11 protein-coding genes and 1 riboswitch are annotated in these 12,040 nt (G+C 70.4%); of the genes, 6 read left to right on the forward strand and 5 right to left on the reverse strand.

Annotated elements, in window-relative coordinates:
• Position 1 precedes the first annotated feature (1 nt).
• Together ctaD and ACZ61E_RS19475 are read left to right on the forward strand one after the other, a co-directional pair.
• Positions 2-1,771: an aa3-type cytochrome oxidase subunit I gene (gene ctaD / locus ACZ61E_RS19470; RefSeq protein ID WP_469700933.1), complete on the forward strand. Its 1,770-nt coding sequence runs from the start codon at positions 2-4 to the stop codon at positions 1,769-1,771.
• Positions 1,768-2,118: a hypothetical protein gene (locus ACZ61E_RS19475; protein ID WP_469700935.1), complete on the forward strand. Its 351-nt coding sequence runs from the start codon at positions 1,768-1,770 to the stop codon at positions 2,116-2,118. Before ctaD ends, ACZ61E_RS19475 begins: the two co-directional genes overlap by 4 nt.
• 50 nt (positions 2,119-2,168) lie before the next feature.
• Here the strand turns inward: ACZ61E_RS19475 and ACZ61E_RS19480 are convergent, their stop codons facing one another.
• From ACZ61E_RS19480 to gcvT, 5 genes are all read right to left on the reverse strand, one after another.
• Positions 2,169-2,666: a DUF4396 domain-containing protein gene (locus ACZ61E_RS19480; RefSeq protein WP_469700936.1), complete on the reverse strand. Its 498-nt coding sequence runs from the start codon at positions 2,664-2,666 to the stop codon at positions 2,169-2,171.
• 76 nt (positions 2,667-2,742) lie between these two features.
• On the reverse strand, positions 2,743-4,125 hold the full coding sequence (locus ACZ61E_RS19485) for an L-serine ammonia-lyase (protein WP_469700938.1): 1,383 nt from the start codon (positions 4,123-4,125) through the stop codon (positions 2,743-2,745).
• A gap of 132 nt (positions 4,126-4,257) precedes the next feature.
• Positions 4,258-5,526 (reverse strand): serine hydroxymethyltransferase, encoded by a 1,269-nt coding sequence (gene glyA, locus ACZ61E_RS19490; RefSeq protein WP_469700939.1) that lies wholly within the window; start codon positions 5,524-5,526, stop codon positions 4,258-4,260.
• A gap of 16 nt (positions 5,527-5,542) precedes the next feature.
• Positions 5,543-5,920, reverse strand: coding sequence for a glycine cleavage system protein GcvH (gene gcvH, locus ACZ61E_RS19495; protein WP_469700941.1), 378 nt, complete (start codon positions 5,918-5,920; stop codon positions 5,543-5,545).
• Positions 5,921-5,999: 79 nt separating this feature from the next.
• Positions 6,000-7,163 (reverse strand): glycine cleavage system aminomethyltransferase GcvT, encoded by a 1,164-nt coding sequence (gene gcvT, locus ACZ61E_RS19500; RefSeq protein ID WP_469700942.1) that lies wholly within the window; start codon positions 7,161-7,163, stop codon positions 6,000-6,002.
• A gap of 157 nt (positions 7,164-7,320) precedes the next feature.
• Positions 7,321-7,418, reverse strand: a riboswitch (glycine riboswitch).
• A gap of 227 nt (positions 7,419-7,645) precedes the next feature.
• Between gcvT and ACZ61E_RS19505 the strand changes: the two genes are divergently transcribed.
• From ACZ61E_RS19505 to ACZ61E_RS19520, 4 genes are all read left to right on the forward strand, one after another.
• Positions 7,646-8,320, forward strand: coding sequence for an AAA family ATPase (locus ACZ61E_RS19505; protein ID WP_469700943.1), 675 nt, complete (start codon positions 7,646-7,648; stop codon positions 8,318-8,320).
• A gap of 594 nt (positions 8,321-8,914) precedes the next feature.
• The gene (locus tag ACZ61E_RS19510; protein WP_469700945.1) at positions 8,915-9,664 is read left to right on the forward strand and encodes an enhanced serine sensitivity protein SseB; all 750 of its coding nucleotides are present in this window, start codon (positions 8,915-8,917) and stop codon (positions 9,662-9,664) included.
• Between the two features lie 132 nt (positions 9,665-9,796).
• Positions 9,797-10,591 carry an enhanced serine sensitivity protein SseB C-terminal domain-containing protein gene (locus ACZ61E_RS19515; protein ID WP_078074958.1) on the forward strand — a complete coding sequence of 265 codons (795 nt, stop codon included), beginning with the start codon at positions 9,797-9,799 and terminating at the stop codon, positions 10,589-10,591.
• 397 nt (positions 10,592-10,988) lie between these two features.
• Positions 10,989-11,987, forward strand: coding sequence for an ABC transporter permease (locus ACZ61E_RS19520; protein ID WP_469700947.1), 999 nt, complete (start codon positions 10,989-10,991; stop codon positions 11,985-11,987).
• Positions 11,988-12,040 lie beyond the last annotated feature (53 nt).

Raw genomic sequence — 12,040 nt, forward strand, 5'->3', positions numbered from 1 at the left:
TGTGGCCGCACAGTCCGGATCCGAGGTCGACGCGCCGCGGGAGAGTGACGACGACGCGTACGAGAACGAACTGCCGGTACGCCGCAAGAAGCCCGGCACCGTCGTCATCAAGTGGCTGACCAGCACCGACCACAAGACGATCGGCACGCTGTATCTGATCACGTCGTTCGCGTTCTTCGTGATCGGCGGCGTGATGGCGCTGGTCATGCGCGCCGAGCTGGCGCGTCCCGGACTGCAGATCGTGTCGAACGAGCAGTTCAACCAGGCGTTCACGATGCACGGCACGGTCATGCTGCTGATGTTCGCGACGCCGCTGTTCGCCGGATTCACCAACTGGATCATGCCGCTCCAGCTCGGCGCGCCGGATGTCGCTTTTCCCCGGCTGAACATGTTCGCCTACTGGCTCTACCTGTTCGGCTCGACGATCGTGGTGGCCGGTTTCATCACCCCGCAGGGCGCCGCGGACTTCGGCTGGTTCGCCTATTCGCCGCTGTCGGACGCGGTCCGTTCACCGGGCGTCGGCGCCGACCTGTGGATCATGGGGCTGGCCTTCTCCGGTTTCGGCACCATTCTCGGTTCGGTCAACTTCATCACCACGATCGTCTGTATGCGCGCGCCCGGCATGACGATGTTCCGGATGCCGATCTTCTGCTGGAACGTGCTGCTGACCGCCGTACTGGTCCTGCTCGCCTTCCCCGTACTCGCCGGTGCGCTGCTCGCGCTGGAGGCCGACCGGAAGTTCGGCGCGCACATCTTCGACGCCGCCAACGGAGGGGCGCTGCTCTGGCAGCACCTGTTCTGGTTCTTCGGGCATCCGGAGGTGTACATCATCGCCCTGCCGTTCTTCGGCATCGTCACCGAGATCATTCCCGTGTTCAGCCGGAAGCCGATCTTCGGCTACATCGGACTGGTGGGCGCGACGATCGCCATCGCGGGTCTCTCCGCCACGGTGTGGGCGCACCACATGTTCGTGACCGGCGGTGTGCTGCTGCCGTTCTTCTCGTTCATGACCTTCCTGATCGCGGTGCCGACCGGTGTGAAGTTCTTCAACTGGATCGGCACGATGTGGAAGGGCTCGCTGTCCTTCGAGACACCGATGCTCTGGTCGATCGGCTTCCTGGTCACCTTCCTCTTCGGCGGTCTGACGGGCGTCATCCTGGCGTCGCCGCCGATGGACTTCCATGTCTCCGACTCGTATTTCGTCGTCGCCCACTTCCATTACGTCGTCTTCGGCACGGTCGTCTTCGCGATGTTCGCCGGATTCCACTTCTGGTGGCCGAAGATGACGGGCAAGATCCTCGACGAACGGCTCGGAAAGATCACGTTCTGGACGCTCTTCGTCGGTTTCCACGGCACGTTCCTGGTCCAGCACTGGCTGGGCGCCGAGGGCATGCCGCGCCGTTACGCGGACTATCTGGCGGCCGACGGATTCACCACGCTGAACACCATCTCCACCATCAGCTCGTTTCTCCTGGGCCTCTCGCTCCTGCCGTTCTTCTACAACGTCTGGAAGACCGCCAAATACGGGAAGCCGGTCGAGGAGGACGATCCCTGGGGCTACGGCCGTTCGCTGGAGTGGGCGACTTCCTGTCCGCCCCCGCGGCACAACTTCATCACGCTGCCGCGCATCCGCTCCGAGTCCCCGGCGTTCGACCTGCACCACCCGGAGGTGTCCGCCCTCGACGACGCGCACAACGCGGGCCGACGGGACATCGTGGAGCCCGGACAGGGCGTCGCCGCCCCGCTGGGAGACGACAAGGGCGGGTCGTGACCGGCGGGCCGGCGCCGTCGCCCGGCGAGGCGTCCTCCGGCATCCAGCAGCTGGAGGGCTACCTGCTGGCGCAGAGCAGGGTGCGGGAGGCCCGTACGCACGCCGTGCTCTTCGCCGACCGCATGCCCTGGCTGACCAGCGCGCAGCACGAGGAAGTCGTCAGCCTCTACACCCAGGACCACATCGCGATGTCCCGCCGGGCGCTGGAGGTGGTCGTGGCGCGCGCGGGCGAGCTGAGGGCGGAGTACACGGCGCGCTACGAACTGCTCAGACGCAGGCTGCTGTGCGCCTACCTCGTCGCTCTGGCCTGCCTCGGGTTGGTGTTCCTCTGGCACTTCCCGCGCTGAGGCCCCGGGCGCCCCGCCCGGCGCGCGGGAGGGCGGTGAGCGGTGAGCGGTCAGCGCAGTGCGTGGACCACGGCATGGCCCTTGCCCCGCCCGATCATCCACTTGTTGACCGGGGCCGTGATCAGGAACGCGACGGCGAAGCCGCCGAGGAGCGCGTACCAGAACAGTCCGTCGGACAGATGCGCGTCCATCGCTCCGGGGGTGAGGGCGATGATGCCGTTGTCGACGAGTTCCATGACGGCGATGGAGACGGTGTCGGCGGCCAGCGCGGTCCGGATCGCCGATCTCCGGTCGAGGCCGGCCCCGCGGACCGCGAACAGGGTGAAGGAGTAGCCGAAGACGAAGGCGAGCGAGATCGCCAGGACCATCGTGGGCACGTTGCCCCACAGCAGAGCGGTGCCGATGACCATGCCGAGGATCTCGCCGACGGCGCACCCGGTCAGACAGTGCAGCGTCGCCCTGACCGCCGTGCCCCACGACGCGCCGCCGCCCGAGCCCGTTCCGGCCGCCGGGTGTTCCGCGTGGTCGCTGTGGTCGCCGTGGTCCATGGGTCTCGACCTCTCTCCGGTACCGCCCGGCGCCGCGCTTCCCGGCTCGGTGGCGGTCGCGGCCAGGATTGCCCGTTCAGCACTCGATGATGTTCACCGCGAGACCGCCCCGCGCGGTCTCCTTGTACTTGACCGACATGTCGGCGCCCGTCTCCTTCATCGTCTTGATGACCTTGTCCAGGGACACCTTGTGGCTGCCGTCGCCGCGCAGCGCCATCTTCGCCGCCGTCACCGCCTTGACCGCCGCCATGCCGTTGCGTTCGATGCACGGGATCTGTACGAGACCGCCGACCGGGTCGCAGGTCAGGCCCAGGTTGTGTTCCATACCGATCTCTGCGGCGTTCTCGACCTGTTCGGGGCTGCCGCCCAGGACCTCCGCCAGCGCGCCCGCCGCCATCGAGCAGGCCGAGCCGACCTCGCCCTGGCAGCCGACCTCGGCGCCCGAGATGGAGGCGTTCTCCTTGAAGAGCATGCCGATCGCGCCTGCCGCGAGCAGGAAGCGGACGACGTCGTCGTCCTTCTCGGCGCCCGTGTGGCCGGCCGCGGCGAAGTTCAGGTAGTAGTGCAGCACCGCCGGGATGATGCCCGCCGCGCCGTTGGTGGGGGCGGTGACGACCCGTCCGCCCGCCGCGTTCTCCTCGTTGACCGCCATCGCGTAGAGGGTGATCCACTCCATCGCACGCGCCGCCGGGTCGCCCTCGGCGCGCAGCTGCCGGGCCGAGTTCGCGGCGCGGCGGCGGACCTTGAGGCCGCCGGGCAGGATGCCCTCGCGCGTCATGCCGCGCGACACGCACGCCCGCATGGCGCCCCAGATCTCCAGCAGCCCCTCGCGGATCTCGGCCTCCGTGCGCCACGCCTTCTCGTTCTCCATCATCAGCGCGGAGATCGAGAGCCCGGTGTCACGGGCCAGCCGCAGCAGTTCGTCGCCGCTGCGGAAGCGGTACGTCAGCACCGTGTCGTCCAGTTTGATGCGGTCCTCGCCCACCGCGTCCTCGTCCACGACGAAGCCGCCGCCGACCGAGTAGTAGGTCTTCTCCAGGAGGGTGCCGCCCTCGGAGTCGTACGCGTGGACCGTCATGCCGTTCGCGTGGTACGGCAGCGCCTTGCGCCGGTGCAGGATCAGGTCCGCGTCGAAGTCGAAGGGGATCTCGTGCATCCCGAGCAGACTGATCCGGCCGTCGCCGCGGATGGCCTCGACGCGGGCGTCGGCGGACTCGATGTCGACCGTACGGGGGGACTCGCCGGCCAGTCCGAGCAGCACCGCCTTGGGTGTGCCGTGGCCGTGCCCGGTGGCGCCGAGCGAGCCGAACAGCTCGGCCCGTACGGAGGCGGTGTGGACCAGCAGGCCCTCGTTCTTCAGCCGCCGGGCGAAGAGGCTCGCCGCCCGCATGGGACCGACGGTATGGGAACTGGACGGGCCGATGCCGATCGAGAAGAGGTCGAAGACCGAGACGGCCACGGTGGAACTCCTTGCTGGTGGTAGACGCCGTTGTCTGCCGGGGTGGTGCGGAGAACGTACGTACGGGGGGGAACGGTGCGGGGCACCGCGCGCACCGGTCGGGTGCGCGCGGTGCCCCCTGGACCGGTGCGGTTACAGACCGGGGTACAGCGGGTGCTTCGCCGCCAGCGCCTTCACGCGCGCCGCCAGGGCGTCTCGGTCGAACTCCGGCTTCAGCGCCGCCGCGATGACGTCCGCGACCTCGGTGAAGTCCTCGGCCGTGAAACCGCGGGTGGCGAGCGCCGGGGTGCCGATCCGCAGGCCGGAGGTGACCATCGGCGGGCGCGGGTCGTTCGGTACGGCGTTGCGGTTGACCGTGATGCCGATCTCGTGGAGCCGGTCCTCGGCCTGCTGGCCGTCCAGCTCCGAGTTCCGCAGGTCGACCAGGACCAGGTGCACGTCCGTGCCGCCGGAGAGGACGGACACGCCGGCCTCGGTGACGTCGTCCTGGACCAGACGCTCGGCGAGGATCCGGGCGCCGTCCAGCGTGATCCGCTGGCGCTCCTTGAACTCCTCGGTCGCCGCGACCTTGAAGGACACCGCCTTCGCCGCGATCACATGCTCCAGCGGACCGCCCTGCTGACCCGGGAAGACCGCGGAGTTGATCTTCTTGGCCAGCTCCTGGGTGGAGAGGATCACGCCGCCGCGCGGACCGCCGAGGGTCTTGTGCGTGGTCGTCGTGACGACGTGCGCGTGCGGCACCGGGTTGGGGTGCAGCCCCGCGGCGACCAGACCGGCGAAGTGCGCCATGTCGACCATCAGATAGGCGCCGACCTCGTCGGCGACCCGGCGGAACGCGGCGAAGTCGAGCTGGCGCGGGTACGCGGACCAGCCGGCCACGATGAGCTTCGGGCGCGACTCCTTGGCCAGGCGCTCGACCTCGGCCATGTCGACCTGACCGCTCTCGTCGTCGACGTGGTAGGCGACGACGTTGTAGAGCTTGCCGGAGAAGTTGATCTTCATGCCGTGCGTCAGGTGACCGCCGTGGGCGAGGTTCAGGCCCATGATCGTGTCGCCGGGCTTCAGCAGCGCGAACATCGCCGCGGCGTTGGCCTGCGCGCCGGAGTGCGGCTGCACGTTGGCGTGCTCGGCGCCGAACAGGGCCTTGACGCGGTCGATCGCGATGGTCTCGATCACGTCGACGTGCTCACAGCCGCCGTAGTAGCGGCGGCCCGGGTATCCCTCGGCGTACTTGTTGGTCAGGACGGAGCCCTGCGCCTCCATGACGGCGACCGGAGCGAAGTTCTCCGACGCGATCATTTCGAGCGTCGACTGCTGGCGGTCCAGTTCGGCGTCGACGGCGGCGGCGACGTCGGGGTCGAGCTCGTGGAGGGAGGAGTTGAGGAGCGACTTCGAAGACATCACAGTCCCTGGGGTCTCAGTTGCCGGAGAATTCCGTGTACTCGTCGGCGGAGAGCAGGTCCTTCGGCTCCTCCGCGACGCGTACCTTGAACAGCCAGCCGCCCTCGAAGGGTGCGGAGTTCACCAGCGAGGGGTCGTCCACGACGTCCTGGTTCGTCTCGGTGACCTCACCCGTCACGGGGGAGTACAGGTCGCTGACCGACTTGGTCGACTCCAGCTCGCCGCAGGTCTCGCCCGCGGTCACCGAGTCACCGACCGCGGGGAGCTGGGCGTACACGACGTCGCCGAGGGCGTTCGCCGCGAACTCCGTGATGCCGACCGTCGACACGCCGTCATCGGCGGCCGACAGCCACTCGTGCTCCTTGCTGTAACGCAGCTGCTGGGGGTTGCTCATGTCGTGAATTCTCCTGTACGCGGGGGAGTGGTGGTGAACACGTGTCTTGCGGACTGAGATGCGGTGCGGTACCGGAGGGTCACTTCCGGCGCTTGTAGAAGGGCAGCGCCACGACCTCGTACGGCTCGATCGAGCCCCGGATGTCGACCCCGACGCCCGCCGTGCCCGCCGCGGCGTGCGACGCGTCCACATAGGCCATCGCGATCGGCCGGCCGAGCGTCGGCGACGGCGCGCCGGAGGTGACATGCCCCACCACCTGGCCGCCGGCCACGACCGGGTACCCGGCGCGCGGCACCCGGCGGCCCTCGGCGACGAGCCCGGTCAGCTTGCGCGGCGGCGCGCTCTCGGCGCGCTCCGCGGCGGCCTCCAGCGCCGTACGCCCCACGAAGTAGCCCTCCTTCTCGAACTTCACGACCCGGCCGAGGCCCGCGTCGAAGGGCGTGAGGCCGGTGGTCAGCTCCTGCCCGTACAGCGGCATACCGGCCTCCATACGGAGGGTGTCGCGGCAGGAGAGACCGGCCGGTACGAGTCCGGCGGACGCGCCCGCGGCCATCAGCGCCTGCCACAGCCCTTCCGCGTGCCCGGGCTCCACGAACAGCTCGAAGCCGTCCTCACCCGTGTAGCCGGTACGGGCGATCAGCGCGGGCACCCCGGCGACGGTGCCGGGCAGCCCGGCGTAGTACCTGAGCCCGGCCAGATCGGCGTCCGTGAGCTGGGCGAGGATGCCGGGGGAGAGGGGGCCCTGGACGGCGAGCAGCGCGTACGCGTCGCGGTCGTCCCGCACCTCGACGTCGAAGTCCGCGGCGCGGCCGGTCAGCTCGTCGAGCACCACCTGCGCGTTGGAGGCGTTCGCGACGACCATGAACTCGGGCTCGCCGTGGCTGTCGAGGCGGTACACGATCAGGTCGTCCAGGATTCCGCCGTCCTCCTGGCAGATCATGGTGTAGCGGGCGCGGCCGACGGCGAGCGAGCCGATGTTGCCGACCAGCGCGTAGTCCAGCGCCTCGGCCGCCTGCGAGCCGGTGACGGTGATCTCGCCCATGTGGGAGAGGTCGAAGAGACCGGCCTTCGTACGGACGGCGAGGTGCTCCTCACGCTCGCTGGCGTAGCGCAGCGGCATGTCCCAGCCGGCGAAGTCGGTCATCGTGGCGCCCAGTGAGCGGTGCACGGCGTCCAGCGCGGTGAGGCGCGGGGCGTCGGGACCGGCCGCTTCGGGGGCGGGGGTGTGAGACGTATTGCTCATAGGTGTGGCTCCCAGGGCATGACAGAGAGGACAATCCTCCCCATCTGTCATCGGAACCTGAGAGGTTCGTCACGACCGCACGTACACAGACGCATACGGAGTCACGACTTGCACCTTGGGTGGAACCACCTGACGGCGGCTCGCTTTTCAGATCTGCCTCGTCCGCGCGGTACTGGGCCTGAGAGATTCAAGGGAGGAACTTGCTCCTTCGGCGCCCGGCACCCACGGTGACCAGGACTCTCCCGCGCGGATTCGAACGGCCGGTATGGAGTTGGCGCGGACATCATCGCACGCGTCGGCCTCCGTAGGGAGGGAGGGCGCCGGGGAGATCGGTCGAGCCACCGCCGGTGGCACCTCTCCGGCGGGCGGGCCGGGACCGGCAGGGCCGTGATCAGCAAAACGCTTGTGCCGCATTACCAGTTCTTTACACTTCAAGGGCAAGGGTCATCGGCGATGACGATGGACCCGACAGGGGGAGGGCGATGACGTTGCAGCGGTCCCGTGCAAGTGCCTACGCGGCGACCGCGGGGGTGCCCGCCCAGCCGGAAGCGGTCCCCCGCAAGGCCCTGGCGGCCGTCCCGCCGGTCGTCCGCGACCTGCGGCAGCGGGGATGCCGGGTGCCCCGGCGCCTGGTGTTCGGCGACGGTGACGTGGTCGTCGTCTCGGGTCTGCCGGGCAGCGGGAAATCCACACTGATCGCCCGGACGGCCGCCGGCCGGGGGATCGACTCGCAGGACACCCGCGACCGCTGGGCGCGGCGGCTGCCGGGGAGGCTGCCGTACGCCGTCTACCGGCCGCTCGTGCGTCTCGCGCACTACGCCGGGCTGCGGCGTGCGCTGCGCTCCGGCGGGAGCGTCGTCGTGCACGACTGCGGCACCCAGGCGTGGGTACGGCGCTGGCTGGCCCGCGAGGCGCGCAGACGTGGCAGACGGCTCCATCTCGTCCTGCTCGACGTGACGCCGAAGACCGCCCGCGCGGGCCAGCGCGAGCGCGGGCGCGGGGTGTCCGGATACGCCTTCGCGCGCCACCGGCGCGCGGTCTCCCGCCTCGTCGCGGACGCGGAGGCGGGGCGGCTCCCGGCGGGCTGCGGATCGGCGGTCCTCCTGGACCGGGACGCCGCGGGCGCGCTGACGGGGATCGACTTCCCCGTCACCTGAGCGGCGGGGCCGCCCCGGCCCGGTGACCGCACCGGCACTCGGGCCTGCGCCTCGACCGGCCGCTCGGAGTGGCGTCCGGACCGGCGGTCGCGGCGGCGTTTGGACTGGTGTTCGCACCGCCGCTCGGAGTGGTGTCCGGACCGGCGTTCGGGCCTGTGCCTCGACCGGCCGCCCGGACCGGCGTTTCGCACCGGAGTTCGGACCGGCATCCCGACCGGCATTCGCAGTGGCGCCTGGACCGGCGTTCGCACCCCCGCTCGGAGTGGCGTTCGCACCGGCGTCCGGACCGGCGTCTGCACCGGCGTCCGAAGCGGCGCTTGGACCGGAGTTGGCACCGGCGTCCGGAGTGGCGTTCGCGGTGGCGTCTGGACCGGCGCTCGGGCCTGCGTCTCCACCGGCGTCCGGACCGGCGGTCGCAGCGGTGCTCGGACCCGGCATCCGGGGCGGTGCCCGGATCGGCGGTCGCAGTGGTGCTCGTCTTCGATCGCCGGATGCGGCCTCGATCCCGCCCCCTCCGCGATTGAGGACACCCCACCCACCGGCGTTAGGGTTTCCGCGGCGCGCCAGTGCGCACGGGCGGACACGGGAGAGTCAGTGAACACAGCATGGCCGGGCAACGAGCTGGAAGAGGTGCTCGCCGCCTCGCTCGGGAACGCCTCGGCGGGCGGACGGCTGGTCGAGGTCCTCGGCCGCAGTCAGCTCTGGGTGCCGCTGCCCAACGGCGGCGGACCCGACAGCCCCGCACTCGATCTGCCCACCATGGAGATCGACGGCGTGCCGTACGTCCCCGTCTTCAGCTCCGAGCAGCAGTTCCTCCAGTGCGTCGGCGCCCATATGCCCTTCACCGTCGCCCCCGCCCGTGAGTTCGCCCGCGGTCTGCCCCCTCGCCTCGGGATAGCCGTGAACCCCGGCGGCATGGTCGGGGCGCCCCTTCCGCCGCCCGCCGTCGCTGAGCTGTGCCGGGCGGGCCGTACACCGCTGGACGGCCCCGCCGGCGGAGGCCGGGTGCGGCTCTTCGAGCCCGACTGGCAGGAGGACCCCGTCGACTTCCTGACGGCGGCGGCCGAGGAGTTCGAGGCGTCGGGCGTCGTCCTCACCGCGCGCCGCGGCCTCGCGAGCATAGAGGGCGAGGCACCCGTCCTCTTCGTCGGCGTCCAGCTCTCCTCCTGGGAGGCCGCCGAACGCAACGCGCCCATGGACGCGCTCGGCCGGGCGCTCGGCCGGGTCCGGGCCGGCTGGCCGGTCAACCTGGTGCTGCTGGACGTCACCCAGGACCCGGTCGGCACCTGGATGCTGGAGCGGGTGCGGCCCTTCTACCAAAGGACGGCCGCGCCGTCCGCGTAACACGCCGTGGCGCTTCGGCCCCGGAACCGGCGATGACCGGCCGGACTAAGCTGGTTTGATGGCCCGGCCGGCACGGGCCCCGAGCGGGGGAGGCCGGTCCGGATGGTGGATCGACGAGGGGCGGGACCAAGAGTGAGCGCGTCAGGCACCGCGGCGACGGGGCAGGTCGAGCACATGCTGCGCCAGGTGACGCCAGGACGCTACGACGCCTACGAGGCGCTGCTCCAGGCACTCGCCGACAGCACCGCCGGCCAGGTGTGGATGCTGCTCTGGCACGGCCGCGCGGGCTCACCCGACGCGCAGTACGGGAACATGGAGGTCGACGGCCTCGGCTACGCGCCCTGCGTCACCTCCGCCCAGGAGCTCTCCGTCAGTGGCTGGAACCGCGCGCACGAGGTCGTCACCGGCCGCGACATCGCCCGCGCCCTCTACCCCGAACGCTGGGGGATCTGGCTCAACCCGCACGCGCCGGGCGGCGGCGTCGGCATCCCCTGGCTCGACCTGCGACGGATCGCCACGGGGCTCGACCGCATGCCGGCCGGTCCGCTGCGGCTGTCCGAACCGGCCGTGGAGATCCCGCAGTTCTACGCGCTGCTCACCCAGAACGCCCACCGCACCCCCGCCGTACGGTCGTTGCGCCGCGCGTGGGTCCACCCCGCGCTCGGCGCGCCGTACCTGACCATCGGCCTGGATCTGTACGACACCAGCCCGGCGTCCGTCGACGCCGTACGCGCGATGATGCAGCAGTCCATCGGCGCGGTCCCCGAGGGGCTTCCGGTGTCCACCGTCGCGATGTCAGACGAGTACGACCCGGTCACGATGTGGCTGCGGGCCAACTCCCGGCCTTTCTACGACCGGGAGGCCCACGGGGCGCCGCAGGCGGCCTCCGGTTACGGCTACCCGCCCGCCGCGCCGCGCGCCTACTGATTCAGCCGCCGCCGGGGTGCACCGACCAGTTCGGTCCACCCGGCGGCGCTGCTTCTCTCCGGACCGCCGCGAGCCGTAACGAAGCGCCCGGGGAGCGGTCGTCCGCCCCGCTCACGCGATCACAACGTCCGGATAACGGTAGGTGTGTGACTCCATCACGTTTGGGCAAACATTCCCTTTGGACTATGGCGGGTGATCACTACCGCAATGAAGACTCCCCGGCAGCGGGGACCGTCCGTCCTCCGTGCGAGCAGCCCGGCACCGCTCCACGGGAAGCCCCTTGGCGGGATCTTCCGCGACCATCAGCGCCGACGCGTGCGCCAACTGACGCGAGACAGGCCGTTGCAGCGGCGGGTACGGGGCCGGCGAGCGTCGGCCAGGAGGGGTCGAAGACGTTGTGACCGCACCGATCGAGACCACCAAGTCGGCCGCCGAGGTGCAGCCGGAGGCAGTGCTCACGGGCGCCAAGCAGAGCCAGATCGAGGGTCGTTCGCTCGGGCGAATAGCCTGGACGCGCTTCAAGCGCGACAAGGCCGCCGTGGCCGGCGGCATCGTTGTCATCCTCCTGATCCTCCTCGCGGTACTGGCCAAGCCGATCCAGGCCGTCTTCGGTCTCGATCCCAACGCGCTCAACCAGGACCTGGTGGATCCCTCGCTCCTCGCCCCCAAGGGCGCCTGGGGCGGCACGAGCTGGGACCATCCGCTCGGTGTGGAGCCCGGTCTCGGCCGTGACCTCCTCGCCCGCATCATCGAGGGCTCCTGGGTCTCGCTCCTGGTCGCCGCCGGAGCGACCCTGCTCTCCGTCGCCATCGGCACCCTCCTCGGCGTCGTCGCCGGTTACTACGGAGGCTGGGTCGACGCGGTCGTCAGCCGGCTGATGGACACCTTCCTCGCCTTCCCGCTGCTGCTCTTCGCGATCTCGATCTCGGCCGCCCTCCAGGACGGCGCCTTCGGGCTCAGCGGACTGCCCCTGCGGATCGGTGTGCTGATCTTCGTGATCGGCTTCTTCAACTGGCCCTACATGGGCCGGATCGTGCGCGCGCAGACCATGAGCCTGCGGCGGCGCGAGTTCGTCGACGCGTCCCGGAGCCTGGGCGCCGGAGGGCCGTTCATCCTCTTCCGGGAACTGCTGCCGAACCTCGTCGCGCCGATCCTCGTCTACGCGACGCTCCTGATCCCGACCAACATCCTCTTCGAGGCCGGTCTGAGCTTCCTCGGGGTGGGCATCGCCCCGCCGCAGGCGTCGTGGGGCGGCATGCTCACCACCGCGGTGGACCTGTACGAGGTCGATCTGCACTACATGTTCGTGCCGGGCATGGCGATCTTCATCACCGTGCTGGCGTTCAACCTGCTGGGCGACGGGCTGCGTGACGCACTCGATCCCCGCGGCAAGTGACCCCCGGTTCCACCGGCACCATCCACAGCGGCCGAACCTCCAGCTCCGTGCCG

The sequence above is a fragment of the Streptomyces sp. NPDC104581 genome, from assembly GCF_055583685.1.